Origin of the sequence: Archangium lansingense (assembly GCF_026626635.1) — a bacterium.
Classification (GTDB): domain Bacteria; phylum Myxococcota; class Myxococcia; order Myxococcales; family Myxococcaceae; genus Archangium; species Archangium lansingense.
The window spans coordinates 2,201,649-2,227,401 of record NZ_JAPNKA010000001.1 but is presented as its reverse complement, the minus strand read 5'-3'; the positions used below and the strand labels follow the sequence as shown (position 1 = coordinate 2,227,401).

18 protein-coding genes are annotated in these 25,753 nt (G+C 68.6%); 9 read left to right on the top strand and 9 right to left on the bottom strand.

The features are described from left to right. Positions 1–53: 53 nt before the first annotated feature. Positions 54–953, bottom strand: coding sequence for an Hsp33 family molecular chaperone HslO (gene hslO, locus OV287_RS08910; RefSeq protein ID WP_267533568.1), 900 nt, complete (start codon positions 951–953; stop codon positions 54–56). Positions 954–1,201: 248 nt separating this feature from the next. Between hslO and OV287_RS08905 the strand changes: the two genes are divergently transcribed. From OV287_RS08905 to OV287_RS08885, 5 genes are all read left to right on the top strand, one after another. Further along, positions 1,202–1,921 carry a succinate dehydrogenase/fumarate reductase transmembrane subunit gene (locus OV287_RS08905; protein ID WP_267533567.1) on the top strand — a complete coding sequence of 240 codons (720 nt, stop codon included), beginning with the start codon at positions 1,202–1,204 and terminating at the stop codon, positions 1,919–1,921. A 521-nt stretch (positions 1,922–2,442) separates the two neighbouring features. Then, on the top strand, positions 2,443–2,961 hold the full coding sequence (locus OV287_RS08900; RefSeq protein ID WP_267533566.1) for a YybH family protein: 519 nt from the start codon (positions 2,443–2,445) through the stop codon (positions 2,959–2,961). A gap of 162 nt (positions 2,962–3,123) precedes the next feature. Continuing rightward, positions 3,124–7,107 carry a serine/threonine-protein kinase gene (locus OV287_RS08895; RefSeq protein ID WP_267533565.1) on the top strand — a complete coding sequence of 1,328 codons (3,984 nt, stop codon included), beginning with the start codon at positions 3,124–3,126 and terminating at the stop codon, positions 7,105–7,107. 346 nt (positions 7,108–7,453) lie between these two features. Beyond that, on the top strand, positions 7,454–7,993 hold the full coding sequence (locus OV287_RS08890; RefSeq protein WP_267533564.1) for a YybH family protein: 540 nt from the start codon (positions 7,454–7,456) through the stop codon (positions 7,991–7,993). Positions 7,994–8,484: 491 nt separating this feature from the next. Continuing rightward, a complete protein-coding gene (locus OV287_RS08885; protein ID WP_267533563.1) occupies positions 8,485–9,003 on the top strand; it encodes a YybH family protein in 519 nt (172 codons plus the stop codon). A gap of 98 nt (positions 9,004–9,101) precedes the next feature. Here the strand turns inward: OV287_RS08885 and OV287_RS08880 are convergent, their stop codons facing one another. From OV287_RS08880 to OV287_RS08860, 5 genes are all read right to left on the bottom strand, one after another. Further along, on the bottom strand, positions 9,102–9,620 hold the full coding sequence (locus OV287_RS08880; RefSeq protein WP_267533562.1) for a single-stranded DNA-binding protein: 519 nt from the start codon (positions 9,618–9,620) through the stop codon (positions 9,102–9,104). A 180-nt stretch (positions 9,621–9,800) separates the two neighbouring features. Further along, positions 9,801–12,044 (bottom strand): D-alanyl-D-alanine carboxypeptidase/D-alanyl-D-alanine endopeptidase, encoded by a 2,244-nt coding sequence (gene dacB, locus OV287_RS08875; RefSeq protein WP_267533561.1) that lies wholly within the window; start codon positions 12,042–12,044, stop codon positions 9,801–9,803. A gap of 493 nt (positions 12,045–12,537) precedes the next feature. After that, complete coding sequence (locus OV287_RS08870) at positions 12,538–14,841, bottom strand: DUF7948 domain-containing protein (protein ID WP_267533560.1); 2,304 nt, start codon at positions 14,839–14,841, stop codon at positions 12,538–12,540. A 9-nt stretch (positions 14,842–14,850) separates the two neighbouring features. After that, on the bottom strand, positions 14,851–15,798 hold the full coding sequence (locus tag OV287_RS08865) for a tetratricopeptide repeat protein (protein WP_267533559.1): 948 nt from the start codon (positions 15,796–15,798) through the stop codon (positions 14,851–14,853). A 54-nt stretch (positions 15,799–15,852) separates the two neighbouring features. Continuing rightward, positions 15,853–17,799 (bottom strand): serine/threonine-protein kinase, encoded by a 1,947-nt coding sequence (locus OV287_RS08860; RefSeq protein ID WP_267533558.1) that lies wholly within the window; start codon positions 17,797–17,799, stop codon positions 15,853–15,855. A gap of 288 nt (positions 17,800–18,087) precedes the next feature. Between OV287_RS08860 and OV287_RS08855 the strand changes: the two genes are divergently transcribed. Beyond that, the gene (locus OV287_RS08855; protein WP_267533557.1) at positions 18,088–18,675 is read left to right on the top strand and encodes a TIGR02265 family protein; all 588 of its coding nucleotides are present in this window, start codon (positions 18,088–18,090) and stop codon (positions 18,673–18,675) included. Between the two features lie 7 nt (positions 18,676–18,682). Then, entirely contained in the window at positions 18,683–19,150 is a 468-nt protein-coding gene (gene dtd / locus OV287_RS08850) for a D-aminoacyl-tRNA deacylase (RefSeq protein ID WP_267533556.1), read from the top strand. An 18-nt stretch (positions 19,151–19,168) separates the two neighbouring features. Here dtd and OV287_RS08845 read toward each other — a convergent pair whose 3' ends face one another. Continuing rightward, the gene (locus OV287_RS08845) at positions 19,169–19,630 is read right to left on the bottom strand and encodes a PTS sugar transporter subunit IIA (RefSeq protein WP_267533555.1); all 462 of its coding nucleotides are present in this window, start codon (positions 19,628–19,630) and stop codon (positions 19,169–19,171) included. Positions 19,631–19,822: 192 nt separating this feature from the next. On the opposite strand from OV287_RS08845, the gene nagZ reads away from it, so the two are divergent. After that, positions 19,823–21,646: a beta-N-acetylhexosaminidase gene (gene nagZ / locus OV287_RS08840; RefSeq protein WP_267533554.1), complete on the top strand. Its 1,824-nt coding sequence runs from the start codon at positions 19,823–19,825 to the stop codon at positions 21,644–21,646. 3 nt (positions 21,647–21,649) lie between these two features. On the opposite strand, the gene hpf is transcribed toward nagZ, so the two are convergent. Both hpf and OV287_RS08830 read right to left on the bottom strand, forming a co-directional pair. Then, complete coding sequence (hpf, locus tag OV287_RS08835) at positions 21,650–22,291, bottom strand: ribosome hibernation-promoting factor, HPF/YfiA family (RefSeq protein ID WP_267533553.1); 642 nt, start codon at positions 22,289–22,291, stop codon at positions 21,650–21,652. A gap of 221 nt (positions 22,292–22,512) precedes the next feature. After that, complete coding sequence (locus tag OV287_RS08830) at positions 22,513–24,039, bottom strand: sensor histidine kinase (protein ID WP_267533552.1); 1,527 nt, start codon at positions 24,037–24,039, stop codon at positions 22,513–22,515. A 139-nt stretch (positions 24,040–24,178) separates the two neighbouring features. Between OV287_RS08830 and OV287_RS08825 the strand changes: the two genes are divergently transcribed. After that, positions 24,179–25,747 (top strand): sensor histidine kinase, encoded by a 1,569-nt coding sequence (locus OV287_RS08825; RefSeq protein ID WP_267533551.1) that lies wholly within the window; start codon positions 24,179–24,181, stop codon positions 25,745–25,747. Positions 25,748–25,753 lie beyond the last annotated feature (6 nt).

Genomic DNA, 25,753 nt, shown 5'->3' with positions numbered 1-25,753 from the left:
GCCGCGCGGTGCCGCCACTCCCGCCGGAGCCCGCCCGCCTGCTTGTAGCCCCCTCAGCTCGACGCCTGGGACATCGCCGCCAGGAGCTCGCGAATCTCGTCCCCGGTAACGACGTAGTGCGTCGTACAGAAGTGGCAGTCGGCCGTGGCCTCGCCCTCCTTGGCGAGGATGTCCTTCAGCTCCTCGCTGCCCATGGATACCAGGGCCCGCTTCACCCGCTCCTTGCTGCAACCGCACGTGAAGGAGACGGGGTAGCGCGACATCACCTCCAGGTCCGGCAGGGGTACCAGCGCCTTGAGGAGCGCCCCCGCCCCCTGAGCGGCGTGCGCCTTCACGGTGGGCTCGAAGTCCCGGGCCAACCTGTCGCCCAGCTCCCGGAAGGCCGTCTGGTCCCCATCCGGCAGCGGTTGGAGGAACAGGCCCGCCACGGTGCCCAGCGGCTCGGGGGCACCATTGGCAACGCCCGGCAGCACCGTGAGGTAGACACGCGTGGGCAGCTGATCCGAGATGGCGAAGTAGTGCTCCAGGTCCTTGGCCAGATCGAAGGCCTCCAGCTCCACCGCTGAACGGTAGTACTCGCCACCACCCAGGTCGCGCATCACCGAGAGGAAGCCCTTGTTCCCCAGCGCCGGACGCCAGTGGTACGTCCCCTCGGCGCCCAGGTGGGAGACCAGGGGATTCTTCGCGTAGCCGCGCAGCACGCCCGTGGTGTCCGAGTCCACGAAGAGGCCCCGCAGCGGCCCGTCGCACTCCAGCTGGAGGTTGATGCGCGAGTCGCTCTTCTGCAGCGCGGCGAGCAGGGCGCCAGCGGCGAGGCCCTCGGCCACCAACGAGGCCGAGGCCGTCGCGGAGCGGTGCAGCTCGCGCGCCCGCCGGGCGAGCTCGCTGGCGGTGACGAGCACCACGCGCAGGTCGGCTTCCTTCAACAATCCACTGACGAGTTCATCGGCCATAAGGTCTGGAAGTAGCGTGCCCACCCGCGGGCCGCTCGCCAATGACAATCCGGGACGAGGCTCCCCCGCCCGGGGTCCGGCCAGCGGGGCCTCCTGGGAAGCATCACCCCGGCTGATACCTTCGTGCGCCCCGGCTGCCTCCGCTGATGGCAGAAAATCCTACCCGCTCGCGGGACGGGCTATAACGCCCTGTCCGTCCGACTGTGTCACTCGATGCGGCCCCCAACCGCGCGAAGTCCGGAGTATCGATGAGCACGCACGCCGCCACCGCTACCGCTATCCCCCAGAAGACACCGCTCCTCCAGTCCCGCCTGGGCTCGTTCCTCGCCGTGGTGCCGCTGAGCATCTGGGTGGTGAACCACCTGTGGAACAACCTCGCCGCCTTCAACGGTGGCGCGGCCTGGCAGACGTCGGTGACCCAGTACAAGCACCCGTACGCGCAGGCCTTCACGTTCCTCATCGTGATGCTGCCGCTGCTCTTCCACACCGGGTGGGGCCTGGTCCGCATGTTCAGCTTCAAGCCGAACAACCTCGCCTACCCCTACTACGGCAACGTCAAGTACCTCGTTCAGCGCGTGGCCGGCCTGGGCGTGCTCTTCTTCATCGGCGCCCACGTGTGGCTGGCCTTCCTGCAGCCGCGGCTCATCTACGGCGGCGCGGAGCCCTTCGCCGCCATCGCCTATGAGATGCGTTGGCACCCGCCCACCCTCATGGTCTACGTCCTGGGCGTGCTCGGCACGGCGTACCACCTGGCCAACGGCCTCCAGGGCTTCGCCATGGGCTGGGGCCTGCTGGCCTCCGAGCGCTCCATGCGCCGCTTCGAGCCGTGGTCCATCGTCATCTTCCTCGTGCTGCTCGGCATGGGCTGGGGTGCCCTCTTCTCGCTGTTCAAGGCGGGCGAGACGGATGAGATCAAGGTGGAGCGCACGCGCATCATGCAGGAGCGCGGTGTGCAGTCGGACCACTAATCCCCACCTCGAGCTGGAGCTCCCAGGCTCCGGAAGCGACAACGGCCGCCCCGGTCTCCCGGGAGCGGCCGTTCTGCTTTCAATTCCACGCTTCCCCGCTCACCCGCCCGAGACGCGGAAATAGACCCACCGCCCTGGGTCCTCCGTGTCCTCGTCCGTGCTCGGAACGAGCCTCCCCCACGACTTTCGTCTTCCGACAAATCAGTGAGGCCAATCATATACAGCCCGCGTGTGCACTCCGCGGCCTGTCAGCGGCAGCCCTGCTGAAGAGGAAGTGCCTGCACTGGAAATAGCGCGCGCTCCCCACCTCAGCGGGTTTGGATTGACTCGCCCGGGTGTAGCGACCCTCCCACCCGAGCGGTGTGGGCCATTTCACAAGGCCAGTCATTCCAAAGAGATACATCTCGAGAGCAGGGCCCAAAGCCCTTTCGAAGCGCATGCAAGGCAATGGCACCGTTCTCGCTATTCGACTTTCCCAGTCGCAGGTCAGCGGCCAGCGGTCATCCACGAGGGGGTCAGTCATGCGCACCATGCCATTCTTCATTGCTCTGGTTGTCATGCTGGGCGTCCACGGCGTCAGCCAGGCCGCGGAGCCCTACCAGGAGACGGAGCTGGCTCGCGGCTCTCGGGGCGAGGAGGCGGCCATCATCAAGGCCGTCGAGGGCTTCATCGTCGGCTTCGCCAACATGGACGTGGACATGGTGATGGACCTCTGGGATGCCAGCGCCGCCGACGAAGTGTCCTTCACCCAGGTGGAGAACGATGTGCCCGTCGTCGGGCTCGAGAACTTCCGCGACTACTACGCCGGGCACATGCGGCACATCCAAATCCTCGGCGGCGAGGTGAGTGACGTGCACATCCAGCGCATGGGTAATCTCGCCATCGTCTCCTGCCGCTACAACTGGTTTTCCAAGTACCTGGCGACGGGGCGTGTGGCGATGGATACCACGCGCGCCACCATCGTCCTGCGCAAGCATGGCAGGCGCTGGCTCTATCTGAACATGCACGAGTCCTTCACCGCGGGGCAGATCCCCAACTGACGGTGCGAGCAGACCAGACTCGACCATGGCCGCCCCGGGTTCTCCCAGGAGCGGCCGTCTGGCTTTCAGCTCCGCCCACCGCCCGGGACAATCTCCAAACACCCGGAGTCTCATCATTTGGGAAGGGGTCCTGTCGGAAGGTATGCTCAGCTGCACCCGACCATGGACCGCGACGAAACGGAAGACGGCGCCGCCGCCCCCACGAAATACATTCCAGGCACGACGGTCCTCCAGGGAGTCACCATCGCCGACCGCTTCACCGTCGAGGACCTGGCCGGCCGCGGCGGCATGGGCTTCGTCTACCGGGCCATCGACTCACGTACCGGCCAGCGCGTCGCCCTCAAGCTGATGCACGCCCTCACCTCTCCGGAGGCGGCCTACCGCTTCAAGCGCGAGGCCTTCCTGCTCTCGGAGCTGCGCCACCCCGCCATCGTCTCCTACCTCGACCATGGCGTCGCCAAGGCGGGACAGCCCTTCCTGGCCATGGAGTGGCTCGAGGGCGAGGACCTGGCCCGCCGCCTGGCCCGCCAGCCCCTCAGCCTCACCGAATCCCTGGCCCTGCTGCGCCGCGCCGCCGAGGCCCTCGCCACCGCCCACCAGCAGGACATCGTCCACCGCGACATCAAACCCTCCAATCTCTTCCTGCGAGGGGGCCGCCCCGAGGACGTGGTGCTGCTGGACTTCGGGCTCGCCCGCTATGCCGTACCCACCCTGGTGGCGGTGACGGGAAACAACATGGTGCTGGGCACTCCGGGCTACATGGCGCCGGAGCAGGCCTCCAGCCAGCCCCACATCACGCCCAGCGCCGACATCTTCTCGCTGGGGTGCGTGCTCTATGAATGCCTCACGGGGCAGCCCCCCTTCGCCGCCCCCCACTTCGCCGCCGCCCTGGCCAAGATTCTCTTCGCCGAGCCGCCGCGCCTGAACACCCTGCGCCCCGGCCTGCCCCCGGGACTGCAGGTGCTCGTGGACCGCATGCTGGAGAAGGACCCGCGGCGTCGGCTACCGGATGCCCCCAGTCTCCTGGCGTCGCTCGCGGCGCTGGAGTCCGTGCCCGAGCTGTTGTCGGTGTCCCCGCCTCCGCCGCGGGAGCCGCTCCCCGGTCTCGCCGGGGCCGAGCAACAGCTCGTGAGCATCCTGCTGGTGTCGCTCCATGCCCTGGTCAAGGGAGAGGAGGAGGCGGACACGGCCCACAGGCTCGCGCTGCGCGACGCCCTGCGCACGGCACTGACGCCCTATGGGGGCCGGGTGGAGCTGCTGGCGGACGGCTCGCTGGCGGCCACGCTGGTACCGGAGCGCGGCACCGCCACGGACCAGGCGGCCCTGGCGGCCCGCTGCGCCCTCACCTTCAAGGAGCGCTGGACGGAGGCCGAGGTGGTGCTGGTCACCGGCCTCGGCGTCTTGAGCGAGAGCCTGCCGGTGGGCGAGGCCATGGACAGGGCGGGGCAACTGCTGCGAGAGCTGGAGGGGCTGCGCGCCTCCTCGGCCCTCGTCGTGCTGGACGAGGTGACGGCCGGATTGCTCGGACCCGGCTTCCTGCTGTCCCGCTCCGAGGCGGGCACCTACCTGCTACACGGCGAGCAGCTCGGGGCCGATGAGTCCCGCCCGCTGCTGGGCAAGCCCACTCCCTGCGTGGGCCGAGCCCAGGAGCTGGCCCTGCTCGAGTTCACCTTCACCTCCTGCGTGGAGGAGCCCGCCGCCCGCGCCGTGCTGGTGACAGCTCCCCCGGGCATGGGCAAGTCGCGAGTGCGCCACGAGTTCCTCCACCGCCTCGGACGCAAGGACTCCCAGGCGCTGGTGTTGCTGGGGCGGGGAGACGCGATGAGCGCGGGCGCCTCGTCCAGCCTGTTGGGCCAGGCGCTGCGGCGGCTGTGCGGCATCATGGAGGGCTCCAACCAGGAGGCGCGCCGCGCCCGCCTGTACCAACGTGTGGCCCAGCACCTGTCACCCGCGCAGGCTCAGGAGTCCGCCTGGTTCCTGGGCGAGCTGTGCGCCATCCCCTTCCCGGAAGAGGACAGCCCCCGGTTGCGCGCAGCCCGGCAGGATCCGCGACTCATGAGCGCCCAGATGGCCAAGGCGCTGGTGACCTTCCTCCAAGCCGAGTGCGCCCGCGGTCCGGTGCTGCTGGTGCTGGAGGACCTGCACTGGAGCGACGCGCTCACCGTGCGGCTGGTGGACGAGGCGTTGCGGGAACTGGCCGACCAGCCCTTCATGGTGCTGGCGCTGGCGCGGCCGGAGGTGAAGGAGCTCTTCCCCGGCCTCTGGTCCCGACGCATGCTGGAGGTTCCCCTCAACGGACTGAGTCCCAAGGCCGGCGCCCGGCTGGTGCGCGAGGTGCTGGGGCCTCGGGCGACCGACTCCGTCATCCGGCGAGTGGTGGAGCAGTCCGACGGCAATGCCCTCTTCCTGGAGGAGCTCATCCGCATGGAGGTCGAGGGGCGAGGGGAGGCACCACCGGAGACGGTGCTCGCCATGCTCCAGGCCCGTCTGAGGCGGATGGAGCCGGAAGCCAGACAGGTGCTGCTCGCCGCCAGCTTCTTCGGACGCACCTTCTGGCCCGGAGGCATCCAGGCCCTCCTCGGAGAGCAGGCGGTGGGTGGCCGGGTGGAGAAGCACCTGCGGCGGCTGGTGGAGCAGGAGGTCATCGAGCCGCAGCAGGACAGCCGCTTTGCCTCCGAAGCCGAGTACCGCTTCCGCCATGCCCTGGTGGGTGACGCGGCCCATGGTCTGATCCCCGAGGACCACCGGCCCGTGAGCCACCGCCTGGCGGGGGCCTGGCTGGAGCGCATGGGCGAGACCGATGCGATGGTGCTCGCCCGGCACTATCAGCTCGGCCTGCGGCCGGAGCGCGCCGCCCTGTTCCATACGCGGGCCGCGGAGCAACTCTTCGAGCGGCATGACCAGCAGGGGGCAACGCGGTGCATCGAAGCGGCGCTGGCCTGCGGCGTCAGGGGTGAGTCCCTGGCGCGGCTGCGGGCGCTCCAAGCGCTGGTGGCCCTCTGGATGGAGCAGGTGCCCCGGGCCCTGGAGCTCGGCACCCCCGTGCTGCGCGAGCTCAAGGCGGGCAACCGGCTGTGGTGCTGGTTGGTGGGAGGCCTGATTCTCGGGGGCGCCGCCGCCGGACACCAGGAGGAGGCGGCCAGGCTGAGTGAGTTGCTGCTGCGCACTACGCCGGAGCCCGAGGCGCTCGCGGCCTATGCCGAGGCCCTCGCCTTCCTGGGCTCCGTCTCGGGCACCTGGGTGGGTGCGCGACAGCAGGCGGAGGCCATCCTCGGGCGCCTCCTGGAGGTGAGCACCAGCGTCATGGAGCATGACGGCCTGGTGCGTGGCTGGGTGAGGTTGCTCAAGAGCCAGCTCCTCGGCCTCCTGGAGCAGGCGCCCTGGCAGGCCTTCTCGCTGGCCGAGGCGGGGTTTCATGACTTCCGCGAGCTCGGCTCGGAGCGGAACGCGACCATGCTCCAGGTCAGCGCCGGCATGTTCCTGAGCGGGCTGGGAGATCAGGTCCGCGCCGTGGAGTTCCTCCGGGAGGCCCTGGCCACCGGCCTGCGTTCCGAGCAGCACCTCACGGCCACACATGCCCGGCACTACCTGCTCCAGGCGCTCGCCACCAGCCCCGACCCGGCGCATCGCCAGGAGGCCTACGCCCTGGTGCATGAGTGGATGGACGACGAGGACTCGCCCCCCTTCAGACTGGGCGTGGGCTACACCATCGTCGCCCAGGTGTTGCTGGCCCATGGCGAGTACTCCGAAGCCGAGTCGTACGCGCGCAAGGCCTATGAGCTGCTGGTGCCCTTCGCGAGCTTCCGGGTCTTCGTGAGCCCGGTTCTCAGCGCCGCGCTGCTGGCCCGGGGGCAAAGCCTGGAAGCGAGACAGGTGGCGGAGCTGGGTGTCCAGGAGCTGGAGCGGATAGGCGGTAAGGGAATCAGCTCGGTGGCCACACACCTGGCGCAGGCGGAGGCCTGCTTCGCCCAGGGCGACACCCACGCGGGTGAGTCCGCCCTGAACCAGGCGCTGAGGTGTGTCCATGAGCGCGCCGCCGATATTCCTGACGCCGCCGTGCGCGAGCGCTTCCTGCGTCAGGTGCCCGAGAATGCTCGCACCCTCGAGCTGGCCCATCAGCGCTGGGGCAGCTCCAGGCTGGGTTGATTTTCACCGCCCCCCCTCCCCCACCCGCGGGCTCCAAACCCTTGCAGAAGGGCATGATGAGACGAGGCCTCCGCGACTGGGTTTGAACTGACTCGGCAAGGCGTGATTGACCCGCCCACCCGAGCGGTGTGACGCATTTCACAGAACCAGTGTTTCCAATGAGATGCGACCCCCCGGGACACGTTGGAAACCGTGCGAAGGCGGCACAGAAGGGTCGGCACCATTCTCGCTAAGCATTGCGAGTGCATCCGGCAAGTGCGGCGGATGCGGCGAAGGCCACAAGCCACGTCAGACGAAGAGCATCACCGCAGTCGACAGGTCAGTCGTTTCATCGAGGGGGGAAGTCATGCGCACCATGCAATTCGTCATCGCTCTCGTTCTCGTGTTGGGCTTCCACGGCATCAGCCAGGCCTCCGAGCCCTGCTGCGAGCAGGACAGGACTCACAGCGGCACGCACCAGGGACGGAGGGACGAGGCCGCCATCCTCCAGGCCGTCCAAGACTTCGCGGAGGGCTCCATCCGCCGGGATATGCGGATGTTGATGGGCCTCTGGGATGCCAGGGCCGCGGACGAGGTGTCGTTCATCCAGGTGGAGAACGAGCTGCCTGTGCGCGGACTCGAGAACTTCCGCGCCTACTACGAGGGCTTCCTGGCCCACCTCATCATCCTGAGTGGCGAGGTGAGCGACGTGCAGATCCAGCGCTTCGGGGATATGGCCTACGTCCTGTGCCGCTACCACTGGGTCGTCAAGAGCGTGGCGGGCGGCCCGGAGATGTACCAACCCACTCGCGCCACCCTCGTCCTGCGCAAGCAGGGTCAGCACTGGCGCTACCTGCACCTACATGAGTCCATCACCTACCAGCCGAAGGCCGACACGGCACCGTGAGCCTTCCCGCGGTGCTCGCGAGCCCTGACGACAACGGCCGCCCCGGACCTCCGGAGCGGCCGTTTCGCTTTTCTCGCCTCCGCACCTGAGTGCCACCTCGCCGAGCTGGCTTCCAGCGACCAACGATGGGCCGGAAGGCGCCTTGTCCTTCTCTAATAAATCAGTTTTGCTGATGGAAAATGACGAGGAGCGTCGGTCCGATGTGACGGATTGCGTCACGAGGGCATGGGCGGGAATTGACTCGTCAAGACGTATTTCTCTCTTTAATCCAAATGTGTGGAGTATTTCACATCGTCCAAGACTCCGGTAAGCTACAATTGACGTGATTAGGCCTCAAACCCCGTAAAGTCGGATCGACACCAGCGGCAGTACGCCGCTCCAGACACAAGGGCCTCGGCCCGGTGACTCAGATGCAACGGAAGCAGCAAGTCAGATCCAACGCAGAGAATCGGTCCAGTCGCAGTTCCGCCGTTCAACGAGGGGGGCCAATCATGCGCATCATCCCAATCGCCACCGTTCTCATTCTCGTCCTGGGCATCCCAGGTGTCGCCAGGGCGTCGGAGGCCTATACAGAGCTAGAGCTGGCTCGCTATGGCCTGGACAAGGGGAGGTCCGACGAGGCGGCCATCCTCCAGGCCGTCCAGGGCTTCGCCGTCGGCTTCATCCAGGGAGACCTGGACATGATCATGGGCCTCTGGGATGCCAGCGCCGCCAAGGAGGTGTCCTTCATCCAGGTGGAGAACGAGCATCCCGTTGTTGGCCTCTCGAAATTCCGCGCCTACTACGCCGGGCACCTGAGACAAATCACCACGCTCGACGGTGACGTGAGCGACGTGCACATCCAGCGCATGGGCAATATCGCCATCGTTTCCTGCCGCTACACCTGGGTCTCCAAGTACGTGGAGAATGGACACGTGGCTGTGAACAGTACGCGCGCCACCATCACCCTGCGCAAGCATGGCCAGCGCTGGCTCTACATCCACATGCACGAGTCCATGATCTACTCCTGACGCCTCAGGGAGGTGCAACGGACTCCAGACATGACAACGGCCGCCCCGGTCTCCCGGGAGCGGCCGTTTCACTTTCGTGCGCCGAGACGCCGCGCAACCTAGAACGGGATGTCGTCGTCCCCGCCACCGCCACCGCCACCGCCGTTGCCACCACCCTCGTCCATGCCCATCGGCGGCGGGCCGTAGTCGTCGTAACCGCCCTGCTGCTGGCCGCCCCCGCGCTGCTGCTGCGAGTAGCCGCGGCCACCACCGCCACCACCGCCCGAGCCCGCTCCAGCGCCGTCACGCCCGCCGAGGAAGGTCACCGCGTTGGCCACCACCTCCGTGGTGTAGTTCTTCCGGTTCTCCTTGTCCGTCCACTCCCGCGTCTGCAGGCGACCCTCGACGTAGCACTGGCGACCCTTCTTCAGGTACTCGCCGCAGAGCTCCGCGAGCTTCCCCCACACCACGATGCGGTGCCACTCCGTGCGCTCCTGCTTCTGGCCGTTCTTGTCCGTCCAGGCGTCGCTGGTCGCGATGCGGAAGTTGGCAACCGCCTGGCCACCTGGGGTGAAGCGCACCTCCGGATCCGCGCCGAGGTTGCCGATGAGGATGACCTTGTTGACTCCGCCAGCCATGATGCCGTGCCTTTCTCCGAGAACCGGTCCATCACGGACCGGTCGCATGAGACTGGGGCGGGCCTGCTGCCCGCCACCGGCCTCGCTCTATAGCATACCGGTCGAGTCCCCACCTGAACAGGGATTCACCCGGTCAGGTGTTGCCTGCCGGGACGTGGAGCAAGCGAGCAACCGACTGGCTCACCCGCCCGGACGGGTCTCGGCAGTGCGCTCGACGGCACCGGGCCCCACCTGGACGGCGGCGGCCGGAGCCACCACCTGCGCGGGCACCGACTGCGGCTTGGGCGCCTTCTCCTCGGCCACCTTGCGCGACAGCGAGCCATCCAGCGAGCGGGCAAAGTCCGCCAGCTTCGCGTCGGTGGAGCCCAGGCTCTTCTTGAGCGCCTTCCAGAACGGGTGCTCCGCCTCACCGGCCACCACCAGCCCGCGCGCCAGCAGCGTGGTGGCCTGCTCGCGGTCCTTCACCGCGGCGCCCTTGAGCGCCAGCACCAGCTCCTCCGGCGCCGTGCGGGCCACCGCGCCCAAGCCCTCGGCCATCTCGGACTCGGAGGTAGCGTCACCCGAGGAGGCCGAGGCCAGCTCGATGACGCGCGAGAGCGCCTCGGCGTTGCCGCTGGCCGCCAGCTCCACCATGCTGCCCAGACCAGGCACCTCCACCGACAGCTCCCGCGCCACCGAGCGCAGCCGGCCATACACGTCCGTGCCCGCCGAGTAGCTGTCCAGCAGCGTGCGCACCCCGAGGTAGTCCTGCGGGTTGGACTGGTAGAGGCTCTCGGCCACCACCGCCCGCACCGCAGGATCCTTCTCGCTGCGCCACGCCGTGCGCAGGAAGCCGATGTTGCGCGCGTCCCGCTGGCTGCCCAGCGCCAGGTACGTCTTCACCCGGCTGACCACCTCGGTCTGGGGGCTGCTGGACTGCTCGCCGCTGGCCAGCTCCGCCACCGCGCGCCCGGGGCCCATGGTGGAGCCCACCGAGGCCACCGCCGCGCCCAGCGCGTCCAGCCCGCGCACCACCGGCCCGGAGCGGCCCGGGTAGTCATTCACCATCATGGAGAAGATGAACTTCTCCCCGCCGGCCGCCTGCACGTAGCCGCTCAGCGCCGACACGTTCTCCAGCGTGCCCGTCTTCGCGCGCAGCCGGCCCACCGCCTCCGTGCCATCGAAGCGGTACTTGAGCGTGCCGTCCTTGCCGGCGATGCCCAGTGAGGACAGGTACTCGGGCGCCAGCGGGAAGCGCTCGTACATGTAGCGGAGAATCCGATCGAACTGCGTGGCGGAGAAGCGGTTGGCGTCGTTGAGCCCGCTGCCGTTCTTCATCACGTAGGTGCCGCGGGGGATGCCCACCTCGCGCGAGAGGAAGTCCTCCACCACGTCGATGCCCTTGGCGAAGCTGCCCGGCGCACCCCGCGCCTCGGCGCCCATCGTCTTGAGGAGCGTCTCGGCCACGAAGTTGCTGGAGAGCTTGTTGAGCCGCTTGAGGATGATGTCGAACGTGTCCGAGCTGGCCACGTACACCAGCTTCGCCTTGGAGGGCGTGAGGCCCAGCTTCACCTTGCCCTTCATCTTCACGCCCCGCGCGTTGAGCATCTGCTTGAGCGTCTGGCCAAAGTACATGGGCGGGTTGTCGATCTTCTTGTAGACGCTCATGTAGGCGCCGCCGAGCGGCACCTGGCCCCGCACGACAATCTTCTGCTGGTTCCCCGCGGCGTCCGAGGCCACCGAGAAGCGGCGGGCCCGGGCGTTGCCGGTGGTCAGCGCGTTCTCCACCACGAAGAAGTCGCTCTGCGGCTCGAGCTCCACCACGCCCTTGGCGCCAATGGCGTCACCGGGACGCAGGTACACGCCCACCGCGTTCCAGTTGAGGCTCAATGCACCCGTGGGAGCCATGTAGGCCCGGTCCGAGTCCTCCTGATCGAAACCGGGCGGGGTGCGCTCGGCGTCGAACCAGGAGTCATCCACGATGATCTCCTGCACCTCGCGCAGGCCGGTGTGGAAGAGGTCGTTCACCATGCCGAAGAGGCGCTCGGAGGTGATGGAGGGATCGCCCTTGCCCCGCACGTAGAGCGTCTTGGCCTTGAGACCATCGGACTCGGCCTCCACGAGGAACTCGGTCTCGTAGCGGTACTCGGGGCCCAGTGTGGCGAGCGCCGCCGCCGAGGTGACGAGCTTCACGTTCGAGGCGGGGTTGAGCAGCTCGTCGGCGTTGTGGCTGAACACCACGCTGCCGTCATCGAGGCTCATCATGTGGACGGCCACGCGGCTGGCGTTGAGGGGCTCGCGCTGCAGCACCTGCATCAAAGAGGCCTTGAGCGCCTCGCGCTCCGCGCGCTTCTTGTCGTCCGGCGCGGCAACACCCGCGCGCGGAAGCGTGACGAAAATGGCGATCGTCACGGCCAAGAGTGTTCTGGCTCGGTGGACCTGCACGTGCTCTCCGGGAAAGGTGACGGCCATTATGGGAGGGGGACTGGGGGGCGGCAAGGGAGACACTTCGTTGGCACCGACGTCCTGGGCGCCCGGCCTTCCACCAGGCGGCAAAGCGTTGCCCCATCTGTGGACCAGTGTTCTCTTGGCGAGAGAAAACGGGCAGGCGAGCAGGCGGGATTCCCGAGGGAGGAGCCTACCCACCGGTGCCGACATGGCGGCGATGTTCCCATGGAGTAAGAGGGCCTCCGACAGCCCAGGGACGGTGACGCGGGTGCGCGCCTGACTACCAGGGGATGAGCCGGCGGTTGCGGAAGAAACCACCCGAGGGGCCACCCGGGGGAAGGGTCGCGGCCCAGACGAGGGTGTCCGCCCCTTCCTCCACCCCGCGTTGAGCCCCACCTTCGAGACACGGTAGGCCGAGCCCGGCCAGCCCTTCTGCGCGTACTGGCAGCTCCGTACTACCCCGCTCGACACCATGCAGGGGCCCGGGAGGTCAGCGTGCCCTCCGGCGCGAGACGAACAGCGCCAGCCCGACGAGCACGCCGAGCGAGAGGGCCCTCCATCCCCCGCCATCGTTCGTGGAGTTGCAGGACCAGCCCAGCGGAGACACCGGGCCACCCGCCCCCGCGTCCGAAGTCGTGCCCGCATCCGGCTCACCCGTGCCTGCATCCAGAGTCGTGCCCGCGTCCGGAGTCGTGCCCGCGTCCGGCTCGGGACTGCCCCCGTCTGGCAGGGCGTTCACGTCCACCGCCATCAGGAACATGTCCTCGCTACCAATCTGGGTCGGACGGTAACCCGCGTCGGAATAGCGCAGGTTGCCCGAGCTGCTGTAGCCGCCAATGAACAGGCGCTCTTCATTCAGGTCGTCGACCTTCAGCGCGTAGACCTCGTCGAAGCCGGTCCCGCCAACGAACGAGGCCCACTCCACCATGGGCGTCCCCTCGAGTTGCACCCTCGCCACGAAACCATCCAGCCCCACCTCGTGCTGGGAGTCGAAGGCGTTCCGCACGGGAAAGTCCGGCGAAGTGGTCGAGCCGCCCAGGTAGACGCGCCCAGACGAATCCGTCGTCACGGAGTAGAGCTCTTCCCCATTCTTGCCCCCGATGAAGCGCGTCTTCTCTACCGGCATGGTGCCATTCGAGCTCAACCAGTCCCCAACCACCGCCGCGAAGATGTCGGACACTCCATTCGGCGTCCCGGCGTCCGAGGGGAAGTTGGACGACTCCGTGACCCCCCACATCACCACCTTCGAGGAAGTGAGGCTCAACCCGCGGCCCTCATCCTTGTTCGAGCCCCCCAGACGGACAACGCGCGACGAAAAGACCGGCGTGTCGCCATGGGCGGCCACGATCGTCCCCAGAAAGGCGTCCATCGACATATCCGTCTGGGAGCGGGTCCCTCCCGTGAAGTAGGCGATGTGTCCGGTCTCGTCCTTGTAGACGACGTCCGTCACGGTTTCGTCGCCAGGCGCCTGGATGACGATGAACCAGTCCGTCTTGGGCTCGTTGAGATCGACACGGGTGATGAACCCCTCCCAATCCACGACGGGGAGAGGCATGGGACCCGCGATATTGGGCAGATCCTCCGACCGGGTCTCTCCAACGGCGAACAGCTTGCCCGCCCCGCCCAAGACCATCTTGTTGACGGTCTCGTCGCTGCTTCCACCGATGTGGAGCAACCAGTCGAGCGCGGCGCCAGAGGGACTGAGCCTGGCCACGAAGCCATCCGAGTTTCCCCGCAAGGAGTCCCCCACCCCACCATCGGCCAGTTTTCCCCGGAGGTTCGACGACTTCGTGGTCCCCGCGACGTACACCTCATTCGCGCTCCCCACCAGGATGGCCTTGCCAACATCAGAGCCATCGCCACCGAGCAGCGTCGACCAGGAGAGCCCACCATCCGGCTTGAAGCTGGCGACGAACACATCCGCGCTGCCTCCCAGACTTCCAAGGCCTGCGTCTGGCGAAGGAACCACCGGGGAACCACGCACCGTGCCGACGACGTACACATCGCCGGCGCCGTTCTGTGCGATGCCCCGGAGCTCGTCGAGGCCAGCGCTCCCGAGGTAGGTGTTCCAGAGGACGAGCGGGTCCACCACCACGGGGCGCTCGGGGTCCTTCACATCCACCTCGATGGCGTACTCCCACCGGTCCAGCCCCACCGGCCGCGCGTCCGCGAAGCGGCAGCCCACCGCGCACGGGGAGCCATCCGCGGCCTCCTGCTCGCACCGCAGGCCCCGCTCGCGCAACACACCCTCGCCCAGGTCCACCTCCAGCCCACGCCCTGCGTCCACCACCCGCACCGCCCGCGCCCCGGTGTACTCCAACCGCACCCGGCGCAGGTCCGCTCCACGCTCGGCACGAAAACCGTACTCGTGGCCCTCGGCACGCTCCTCGAACCACAGGTCCACGCCCGGCAGCACGCCCCGGTAGTGCAGGCCACCGTAGGTGGGCACGTCCTGCTCCCAGTCCTCCCGTGGCCCCACGAGGCGGTGCAACTTCGCATCCCGGAGCTGTTCCGCCCGCGGTGTCACCCGGTGCCCGCCCGCCACGCGCCAGCCCAGCTCCCGCGACGGCTGAAGCCGCGAGGGCAGCGACATCGTCAGGCCCGCCTCACCAAAGACGACGCGGGCATGCGGAGAGCGCAGCTCATAGTGCCCCTCGGAGCCGGCGGACACGGGGGCGATTCCCATCCGCACTACGGGCGTTCCCCTGGAGGAGGCACGGGGCTGGCTCACCGCTCCCCAGGACACGAGGACGACGCCAGCCACGGCCAGCGCACTCAACACACGTCGTGACACGAGGAACTCCTAGAACAGGCTGTAGCCCACACCAGCGGAGATGACGAACACGCCGCCGTTGAACGTCTCGGACGCACCGACGAGGAGCTCACCGCCCACATCCGCCAGGAGCGTGAGCTGGGGGGTGAGTGCCAACCGCCCGCCCACCGCGCCCCCGAAGCCAAAGCGGGCACCCCCACCGTTGGGATCATCAGCGGGAGGCTCTCCAATGCCCGGGAACAAGGTGCTCCGCACCGACAGCCGCGGCTGGAAGGCGCCGGTCCCAAAGAGGTAGCCCGCCTCCAATTCCCAGGCCCAACGCTCCTTGCCAATCAGCGTCCGCACCGTCGCCTCCACCGGCCCGACACCGGCGGTGAGAGCTACCGCTGGACCAATCGAGAGCTTGCCCCCAGGGGTAAAGGCTCCCGCGACGTCGCTGTAGCCGGTGAGCTCCGGACGCAGCCGGAAGGAGGAAGCGGGCTGAGCGGTGGCCGTGTCCTGGAGCTCGCCCTGCGGCTCCACCTGCGCCGGGTTCCGGGCCGCCGCCTCCTGCTCACGCTTGCGCCGCTCGGCATCCTCGGCGGCGGCGATCCGATTGAGCTCGGCCTGCTCGGCCTTCTCGGCCTCCTCGCGCAGCCGCTCGATCTTCAGCCGCTCGCGCACCTCCAGCTCCAGCTCCACCAGCCGCGGAGGAAAGAGGGAAGGATCCACCCGCTGCTCCGGGTAGGTGCGAGCCAGTTCCTCGAGCTGTAGGTACGCCTCGTCCTCCTTCTTGAGCGCCAACAACGAGGCGGCGAGGTAGACACGAGCCAGGGCCCGCTGCTCGTCGGAGAGCTGTGGGCTGCTGATCTCCCGCTTCAGGGTGCGGCTCGCCTTGGCGTACTCACCTCGCTCATAGTACCGGAGGCCCTGGAGCCGCGCCGCCCAGGCAGAAAGGGGCAGGAGCACCAGCAGCAACAAGAGCGAACGCGGGAACATGGGGAATGGCGGCTCCTGGGAGAGAACGCGTCTCTCCCTTCCTTCTCTACGGTCTTACTTACATGGCGGGGCTTTGTATTCGAGCGTCTTCCCCGCTTCGATGACGATCGCCTCCCGATGGTTCTTCAGCGCGGGATTCGTGCCGAGCAGCGAGAGGGTGTACTGACCAGCGGGCAGGACAAGGCGAGCCAGCGGCGCATCGCCCCTGCGCTTGCCGTCGATGAACACTTTCGCCCAACACCCTGACACGACCCGGAGCACTCCCGTTTCATTGCCAGGAGAACGGCGCTTCGTCCCAGAAGTCGCATCTGGCCGCGCGGAATTCGTCTCGGTCTTCTGAGAAGCCGGATCTTCGACCGCGGCCACGGCCTGGGCGGAGGGCGGCGTCTCCGGCTGGGCGGGCGTCTCGACCTTCGGCTGTGCGTCCGGTGAAGGCGTGGCGGCCTGCTGCGCACCGGTCTCCCCCTGGGGCTCCTTCCCCGGAGTAGGCGGGGGCTGCGCCGAACCGGTCCCTGACGCCGGGTCCTTCGATGCGGACGCCCCGCTCACGTCGGGCACGGGCTGACCGCTGTCGCGCTTGAGCGCAACCACGCCCACACCGCCCCCTATGAGGACAGCCGCCAAACCCACGCCCAGCCACACCTTCATGGAGGGGCCGGATCGGACAGGCGCGATCTCCGCGGTGTCGGGAACGTCCGCGCCGCGGCTCAAGCCCTGCACCGGAACCACATCGGTGGTGGGTGGAGTGCGGGGGGCGGCGGCCCGCGGGCGCGCGGCCTGGGGGCGTGCCGCTGGGGGACGCGCGGATGGGGCCGGGCGAGCCGCCACTGCGGCCTCGGACTCCGGCGATGGGAGGGCCTGACGCGAACCGGCGATCGTCTTCGGGGCCTCCACCGTCTCAGCAGGAGGCGGGGCGGTCGGACGCGCGGGACGCGGGGGCGCCGCGGAGGCCTGGGGAGCGGGACGCGAGGCGGGCTCGGGAGCCTCCGGCACCGCCCGGGCGAAGCCAGAGAGCTGGGTCATGTCGACCGCCAGCGTCCGGGCGATCGCCTTCAGCTCGCGCGTCAATGCCTCGGCTGAAGCGGGCCGCTGCTCGGGCTCCTTTGCCAGCAGCCGCAGCACCAGGTCATCCAGTTCCGGCGGCAGACCCTCCACCAGGGACGCTGGCGAGGGCGGCTGGGCCTGTACCTGCTGGATGGCCACGTGCATGGGCGAGTCGCCCCGGAAGGGCAGCCGTCCCGTAAGCATCTCGAACAGGATGATGCCCACCGCGTACAGGTCGGTGCGTGGGCTCACCGGCTGACCGCAGGCCTGCTCCGGCGCCATGTACTCCGGGGTGCCGACAATCATGCTCGCGCGCGTCTGCGGCGTGGGGCCGTTGGGCGTGGCGCCCTGCTTGGCGAGCCCGAAGTCGAGCACCTTCACGTACTCGGAGCCGTTGGACTCCAGCACGACGAAGATGTTGCCAGGCTTGAGGTCGCGGTGGATGACGCCCACCGCGTGCGCGGCCGACAGTGCGCCGAGCACCTCGATGATGAGCCGGATGGCCTCGGAGGGCGGTATCGGCGCCCGGTCCAGGATGACCTCATCGAGCGGCCGGCCGTTGAGGTACTCCATCACCAGGTACTGGCCGATGCCCGGCAGCGTTCCGAAGCCGAAGATGTCGATGATGCCACGGTGGCGGATGGCGCTCACCGCGCGGGCCTCGCCGACGAGATCTCTCGCGCGAATGCCCTCGGAGGAGTCCGGGCGGATGATCTTGATGGCGACCTTGCGGCCGATGACCGGGTGCTCGCCCTCGTAGACGACGCCCATGCCGCCGCTGCCGATGCGCCGGCGCACCACGTACTCGCCGATGCGCTGGCCCACCATGATGTCCTTGCGAACGGTGGACTCCCACACCTCCTCCGGCTCGTCCGAGTCCGCGGAGGCACCTGCCTCCAGCTCCGAGGGCGCGGCGTGCACGACCGTCCTCTCGTCCGGATAGGCCTCAAGGGACACGGGAGTTCCGTCGCGGGGACATTCCTTCGCACCCTCTGGAAGAGCCCCCCCACAGGTGCGACAAGGTCGCTGAACAGTCATGCTGTCGCGCATCCTATGACACCCCCTCCGGCAGGTCATCTGGACACCCCCTCCGGGATATTCGCCCCGAGAGCAGGCGGATTTGCCTGGGAGTAACGGCCCCAGATACGTTCCCGGCGGTCCAGTCGTTCCTTCCCCCACCAGCCATCCGGCCTCAGCCCGCCCTCTCCCATGAGCCCGAGCCCCGAAGCCAGGATGGAGGAAGGTGTGCCAGAGGGCTGGGACGAGGAGATGGAGCGCCGCTGCGAGCTGGCCACCCCACAGGACACCGCGCGTGGGCTGTTCTTCACCAGCATACTGGAGGCGGTGCGGGCGCTCGGGGACGAGGCCGCGCTGGCCCGCTGCCAGCAGGTGCTCGGAGGGCAGAACTTCGTGGGCTTCTTCAACTACCCCATCGAGCAGCTGGTGCGGCTGAGCGGAGTGGCGACGCGCGAGCTGAGCGGCCGGTACGGAGGGCCGGACAAGGCAGCGCGGGCCCTGGGCCGCAAGGCCATGGTGGACTTCCTGGCCTCCGCGGTGGGCAACGCAGTGCGAGTGGTGGCTGGCAAGGACATCCGGCTGTTCCTGGGCAGCGTGCAGACCATCTACCGGATGGCAGCCAGCTACGGCGAGCGCACGGTGACGTGGAACGGGCCGAGGAGTGGCAGGCTCCTCATCCGGCGCAGTTTCCTGCCCGTGGAGTACCACGAGGGCGTATTGGAGGAGCTCTTCACGCTGTATGGAGTGAAGGACGTGAAGGTGCGCGGCCAGCGGGAGTCCCCGCTCGACGGCGCCTACGACTTCTCCTGGGAGTGAATACAATATGAAGGCAGTGGTGCAGCGCGTCCTGGAGGCCTCCGTCACCGTCAACGGCGAGCGCGTCAGTCAGGTGGGCCCGGGGCTGCTCGTGCTGCTCGGGGTGGGCAAGGGTGACACCGAGGCGGATGTGGCCTGGATGGCGGAGAAGCTCGCCACCCTGCGCATCTTCGAGGACGCCGCGGGGAAGATGAACCTCTCGCTGGAGGACACCTCCCGGCAGCTCATCGTCGTCAGCCAGTTCACCCTCTACGGCGACGCGCGCAAGGGCCGGCGGCCCAGCTTCATCGACGCCATGGAGCCCGCGGGCGCCAAGGCTCTCTACGAGCGCGTCTGCGAGGTGCTGCGCGGCCGGGGCCTCACCGTGGGCACCGGCATCTTCGCGGCGGACATGAAGGTGGCGCTCGTCAATGACGGCCCCGTCACCATCCTCTTGGAGAGCCCGGGGAGCGGGGCTCCCACCACCGCGCGCTGAGCAGGCGTCCAGCGCCCCTCAGGGCCGGGCGTCTTCCTGGACGATCAGCGCGTGAATGTCCGCGACCGAGGTGGCCTCCAGGATGGAGGCGCGGAAGCGGGGGTTCTTGAAGAGGCGCGAGATGCGCGCCAGCGCCTTGAGGTGGACACCGGCGCTGTTCTCCGGGGCGACCAGGGCGAAGAACAGGTGGGTGGGCTTGCCGTCGATGGCCTCGAAGTCCACCCCCTGACGCGACACGCCGAAGGCGGCCACCAGGCTGGTCAGCCCGGGCAGCTTCCCATGGGGAATGGCCACGCCCTCGCCGATGCCGGTGGAGCCGAGCTTCTCGCGCTCGCGCAACACCTCCACCAGGCGCTCCTCCTTCAAAGAGGGATGGGCCCGGGCCAGCACTGCGCTCATTTCGCGCAGCACCGCCTGCTTGTCGCGGGCCTGAAGGTCCGCGATCAGGGCTTCTGGGCTGAGGAACTCGGAGATTCGCAAGCTGGCCCTCCCGCGGTGGCGCTCCCTGAGCGGGCAATTACTCCTGAGCCCGGATTCGCGCAAGAGTCGCCTGCCTGCCCTGTCCGCATCCGGGTGGATTCATCTGCCATCTGAACTGTAACCGGAGCCTCTTCAACTTCTCAGGCCAGAAAATGGAGGGCACGGAGGGCTCGTCTAGGCTCCAGGGCCACCGTGTTCCCCCGGCCCCTCCGCGCCCTCATCCTCTCGCTCGTCCTCTGCTCGGGGGCCTGTGCCACCACCTCCGGCCAGCCCGAGGCCGCCGGAGCTCACGAGCCCCAGCCTCCCACCCAGCCCGAGGAAGCCCCCGCCCCGGTCGTCCCTCTGGTGGAGGACGCGCTCCCGGCCCGGGTCGAGCGCCTCATGGTGGGCCTGTCCCTCGAGGACAAGGTGGGCCAGTTGATGATGGTGGGCTTTGGGGGCACGGAGGTGACCGAGTCCGTGGAGGCGCTGGTGCGCGGCCGCCGGGTGGGCGGGGTGTGCCTCTTCAAGCGCAACATCGCCAACGGCGAGCAGGTGGCCCGGCTCAACGACGGCCTGCGCCGCCTGCTGGCCGACGGCATCCCCCCCTTCCTCGCGTTGGACCAGGAGGGGGGCAACGTGGTGCGGGTGAGGGACGGGGTGGTGGTGCTGCCGGGCAACATGGCGCTCGGGGCCACCCGCTCGGCGGAGCTGGCCTACGCCGCGGGGCTCGCCCAGGGCGAGGACCTCAAGCGCCTGGGCTTCAACATGAACCTGGCGCCCGTGCTGGACGTCAACCTCAACCCGCGCAACCCCGTCATCGGCATCCGCTCCTATGGAGACTCGGTGCCGCTCGTCTCCGAGCTGGGGCGCGCCTTCGTGCGCGGCCAGCAGGACGCAGGGCTCGTCACCGTCGCCAAGCACTTCCCCGGCCATGGCTCCACCGACACGGACAGCCACACGGCCCTGCCCATCATGAGCGAGTCTCGCGAGGAGGTGCTCGCCCAGATGGAGCCCTTCCGCGCCGTCATCCAGGACGGGCTGGACGGGCTGATGACGGCCCACGTGGCCGTGCCCGGCCTCACCGGGGATGACCTGCCGGCCACCCTCCACCCCCAGGTGCTGGACAGGCTGCTGCGCCAGCGGCTCGGCTTCGACGGGCTGGTGCTCACCGACGAGCTGGAGATGGACGCCATCGCTCAGCGCTACGGCGTGGGCCGGGCCGCGGTGATGGCGGTGAAGGCCGGCGCGGACATGGTGCTCGTCCCCTGGCGGGCGGAGAAGAAGACGGAGGTGTACGAGGCCCTCATGACCGCGGCCTGGAGCGGGGAGCTACCTCGGACGCGGTTGGACGAGGCCGTGCGCCGCATCCTCTCCTCCAAGGTGCGCCGCGGCCTCTTCGAGCAGCCCCCCCTGCTGGAGGAGCGCCTGGCCACCCCGCCCTCTCCGGAGAACGCCGAGGTGGCCCACCGCATCGCCCGCGCCGCCGTCACCCTGCTGCGCACCGACGGCAAGCACTTCCCCCTGTCCACCGGGACGCGCCTGGGCCTCATCACCCCCGAGCACTCGCTGGGCGAAGCCATCCTCGAGCGCGTGCCCGGCGCCCAGGTTCTCGACGTGCCTGCCTGGCCCACCCTTGCCCGCCGCTCCGTCCTCAGGCAGCAGGCCCGCCGCCTGGCGCTCTCCGCGGACGTGGTGGTGGTGGGGGTCATCAACTCCCGCCAGCTCGAGCTCGTCACCATGGCCGCCGCCACCGGACGCCCGGTGGTGGTGGTGTCCATGGGACTGCCCTACCTCGCCGAACAGGCCGACGAGGCCCGAGCCGTGCTGGCCATCTACTCGCACCAGCCCGCCGCCACCGAGGCCGCCGCCGCCGCCCTCTTCGGGGAGATCGGCACGCCGGGCCGGCTGCCTGTGGGGCTGAGCCGGCTCGCCTTCGGTCACGGACTGGAGTCGCCGGGCCCCCGGAGGACCGCCGCCGCCCAGAAGAAGCAGGACGGCGACACGGTCATCCGCTCGGAGCGCGACGCGCGTTGAGGCTCAGCCCCCGGTGGGCGTGGTGCCGTGCGTCGCGATGAGGCCGTACTGCCCGTCCTCCTTGCGCCGGTACACCACGCAGACCTCGTGCGTGGTGGCGTGCTGGAAGACGTAGAAGTCCTGGTTCATCAGGTTCATCTGCATCACCGCCTCGTCCACCGGCATGGGCCTCACGGTGATCTCCGAGGTGCGGACGATCCGCGTCGAGGACTGCTCGGCCGCCGGAGTGCTCGGCGCGGGCTGCGCGGCGGGAACCTCCGCGGCCTCGTCCATCAGCTCCTCGGGCAGCTCGAACACCTTGTGGCGCACCTTGAGCTGGTTCACCAGCCCCTGGCGGTGGTGCACGCGATCCCGCCCGTGGTGGTTCTTGATCTTCTCCTTGTACTTGCGGAGCTGGGCTTCGATCTTGTCCATCGCGAGATCAATGGACGCGTACATGTCCTCGCTCTTCTCCCTGCCGCGCAGCACCCAGGCACCGGAGTGGATGGTGATCTCCGCGTGGTGCAGATGCCGCTCGAGCGACAGCACCACGTGAGCCTCACCGGCTCGATCCAGGTACTTGTTCACCCGCTCGACCTTCTCCTTCGCGTACTCCTTGAGGGCATCGGACGAGCCGAACTGGCGGAAGGTGATGTTGAGCTGCATGCGTTGAATGCCTCCGTTGGGGGCTTGGAGTGAGACGACCGGAACTCCACTACGGATCAGAAACGCTCTGAAGGGACGAAAGCAACCCGCCCACTTCAAAGGACGGTCGATCGCACTCCACTCAACAGGCAGTGTCGGCTTGACTTTCCAGCGCGACTGAACTCCTGACACACCCAGTGCGGGCGGGGGAATGACGGGGAATGGCTGGACGAACGCCCGAGTTACAGAGGCAACTCGACTACGAAGGCAGCACCCCGTCCGCCAGGCCCCGGCTCCGCATGCACGTGGCCGCGGTGGCCCTCGACGATCTGCCGCACGATGAAGAGGCCGAGGCCCAGGCCACCCGCCCGGGCCGCACCCTTCACCTGCTCGAAGCGAGCGAAGATGCGCTCGCGGTCGGCCTCGGGAATGCCAGGTCCCTCGTCACGCACCACCAGCCGAGCGCCCTCGAAGGTCCGCTCCAGCCGCACCTCCATCGGGTGCCCCCCGCCGTGGCGCAGGCCATTGGACAGCAGGTTCGTCACCACCTGCTCGAGCCGAAGCCGATCAAAGCGCCCCACCAGCGACGGGGTGATGAACGCGGCGAGGGACACGCCCGCCAGCCGGGCCTCGTCGCGAGTGCGCTCCACCAGCTCTGACACCAGCGCCGACAGGTCCCCCTGGGAGAAGAGGAAGTCCAGCTTGCCGTGGCGCATGCGCCCGACGTCCAGCAGGTTGTCCACGAGCAGGCCCAACCGTCGCAGGGAGCGCTCGATGGCCTCCATCCGCGCTCGCACCTTGGGGGAATCCAGTGACGTGGAGGGGGCCTCGGACTCCAGTCGCCGCACCATCTGCATCTGCAACAACAGGCCGGTGAGCGGGGTCTTGAGCTCGTGGCTGGCGAGCGACAGGAAGTCGTCCCGCACGCGCACCGCCTCCTGCAGCGCCAGCTCCGTCTCCTTCAAGGCGGTGATGTCGAGGATGGCGCCACGCACCACCATGGGCCGGCCCTCACCATCGCGCATCACCGTGGCGCGGCTGGTGAGCCAGTGCCAGGTGCCATCCTCCCACCGGGTGCGGAAAGTGGAGGTATAGGACTTCACGTCGTTGGAGAAGATGCCCGAGACCTGAGCCTCCACCTCCGGACGGTCCTCCGGGTGGAGCGAGGCCAGGAACTTCTCGTGCGTCCACTCCGGCAGCGGCTCGGGGTAGCCGTAGAGCCGATCATGCCCCTCGGAGCGAAACACCTGGCCGGTGACGAGGTTCGTCTCCCAGACGGCCATCTGCGCGGAGTCGAGCGCCACCTGGAAGCGCTCACCCAACAGCCGAAAGCGCTTCTCCGTCTGCTCCACCAGGGCCTGGGCCTCCTCGCGCTGGGTGATGTCGGAGGCAAGCACCCACAGCTCGTCGCGCACGGGCACGACGGAGACCTCCATCCAGGAGCGCGGCGGCAGCGACGCGAGGAATCTCGCGGGCTGGCGCGTCTCGAGCGCCGTCAACAACCGCCCGTGCAACGTCCGGCCTGCCAGCACTGGCACCGCCGTCCAGGGCTCCTGGCCGCGCAGCTGCTCGGGCGGCACCCCGAACAGCGTCCCCGCCCGTGCGTTGCACTCGAGCACCCGCCCGCGCGTATCCAGCGAGAGGAAGGCCTCGGACATGTGTTCGAGCAGCAGCCTCAGCCGCTCCGAGGCTGGTAGAGCGGAGCCATCGGACTCGGGAGGAGGCGCCTGGCCGGAACCGGGCGCGCGAGGAACTGAGGGCGCGCTCACCTTCACACGGTCGCTGGCATAGTCCCCCCCGTCAAGAACGCAATACGACGAGTGAAGGGGAATGGACGGCGCGTGGGTTGGGACCTCGGCACAACGCTGTTGTATGAGGGCGCACCGCCCCCCGGGACTGGCCCACCGAATGGAAAAGACCCCATCCTCCCAGCCCTCCTCGCCCGTCGTGCTCATCGTCGAAGACGACGAGGCCAAGCGCTACCTGCTCGCGCGGGCACTGGAGCTGGCAGGCTTCAGGACTCGGGAGGCGGCCACCGGGAATGAAGCACTCATGCTCGCCCGGGAGGCGCCCGATGTCCTCCTGCTGGACGTGCGCCTGCCGGACGTGTCGGGTTTCGAGGTGAGCCGCAAGCTGAAGCAGGACCCGGCCACCGCCTCCATTCCCATCATCCAGATGTCTGCCAGCTTCACCACCACGCACGACCGGACCCAGGGACTGCTCGGAGGCGCGGACGGCTACCTCGTGGCCCCCGTGGAGCCCGAGGAGCTGGTGGCCACGCTGCGCACCGTGCTGCGCACCCACGAGGTGTCCCGGGAGCGAGAGCAGCTGCTGGAGTCCGAGCGCTCGGCCCGCGCCGCCCTGGAGGCCGCCAACGCCCAGCTCAGCACCCAGGTGGAGATCCTGGCGAATGTGCATGACAGCGTCATCGTCACGGACCTGTCCGGCATCATCTCCTACTGGAATAGGGGGGCCACGCAGCTCTTCGGCTACACGGCCGAGGAGATGCTGGGCCGCTCGGTGTCGACCATCTATCCAAGCCAGGCCACCCGGGAGCGGGAGCTGGCGGAGCAACTCGACCACATCATCGAGCACGGCGAGCGCACGACCGAGTGGCAGGGAAAGCACAAGGACGGAAGCGAGGTATGGGCCACCGTCCGAACCGTCACCATGCGCTCGGCCCGGGGAGAACCCATCGGCTTCATCGGGGTGAGCCGGGACATCACCGAGGTGCGGCGCCTGCGCGCCGAGGCCCTGCGCCGGGCCGAGCTCGCACAACAGCTCGTGGGCATCGTCTCGCATGATCTCCGCAACCCGCTCACCGCCATCACCCTGGCGGCGGAGTCAGGCCTGCGCAAGGAGGGCCAGGACGCGGCCACCCAGGTACGCCTGCTCACGCGCATCCGCAGCAGCGCCGAACGAATGACCCGCATGGTGAGGGAGCTGCTGGACTTCACCCAAGCCAGCGTCGGAAACGGCATCACCCTCAATCCCCACCCCGAGGACCTGCACGAGCTGGCACGACAGGTGGTGGAAGAGGTGCAGTTCGCCCATCCCGGACGAACAGTCCTGCTGGAGTGCACGGGCGACGGCAAGGGGACGCTGGACGCCGACCGCATGGCGCAGATGCTGACGAACCTGCTGACCAATGCCCTCCAATACAGCCCGCCTGACACCGCAGTGACCGTGAGCAGCACGAGCGAGCCAGACGCCCTGTTGCTGCGTGTACACAACCTGGGCCGCCCCATTCCGCCCGAAGACCTGGAGCGCATCTTCGAGCCCCTGCAACGCGGGGCGGCCGGGACGGACAGCGCCCAGCGAAGCATTGGCCTGGGGCTGTTCATCGTGAATCACATCGTGCGCGCCCATCGCGGCGACATCCAGGTGCGCTCCAGCCAGGAGAAAGGCACCACCTTCACGGTGCGCATTGCGCGCCACGCGAAGACCGCGGAGGACGCCGGGTCGTCAAACACCTGACCCGGC

Bases quoted from the DNA above. Each gene is read 5' to 3' on its own strand.
- hslO (WP_267533568.1), bottom strand. From the start codon at position 953: ATGGCCGATGAACTCGTCAGTGGATTGTTGAAGGAAGCCGACCTGCGC.
- OV287_RS08905 (WP_267533567.1), top strand. From the start codon at position 1,202: ATGAGCACGCACGCCGCCACCGCTACCGCTATCCCCCAGAAGACACCG.
- OV287_RS08900 (WP_267533566.1), top strand. From the start codon at position 2,443: ATGCGCACCATGCCATTCTTCATTGCTCTGGTTGTCATGCTGGGCGTC.
- OV287_RS08895 (WP_267533565.1), top strand. From the start codon at position 3,124: ATGGACCGCGACGAAACGGAAGACGGCGCCGCCGCCCCCACGAAATAC.
- OV287_RS08890 (WP_267533564.1), top strand. From the start codon at position 7,454: ATGCGCACCATGCAATTCGTCATCGCTCTCGTTCTCGTGTTGGGCTTC.
- OV287_RS08885 (WP_267533563.1), top strand. From the start codon at position 8,485: ATGCGCATCATCCCAATCGCCACCGTTCTCATTCTCGTCCTGGGCATC.
- OV287_RS08880 (WP_267533562.1), bottom strand. From the start codon at position 9,620: ATGGCTGGCGGAGTCAACAAGGTCATCCTCATCGGCAACCTCGGCGCG.
- OV287_RS08865 (WP_267533559.1), bottom strand. From the start codon at position 15,798: ATGTTCCCGCGTTCGCTCTTGTTGCTGCTGGTGCTCCTGCCCCTTTCT.
- dtd (WP_267533556.1), top strand. From the start codon at position 18,683: ATGAAGGCAGTGGTGCAGCGCGTCCTGGAGGCCTCCGTCACCGTCAAC.
- hpf (WP_267533553.1), bottom strand. From the start codon at position 22,291: ATGCAGCTCAACATCACCTTCCGCCAGTTCGGCTCGTCCGATGCCCTC.
- OV287_RS08825 (WP_267533551.1), top strand. From the start codon at position 24,179: ATGGAAAAGACCCCATCCTCCCAGCCCTCCTCGCCCGTCGTGCTCATC.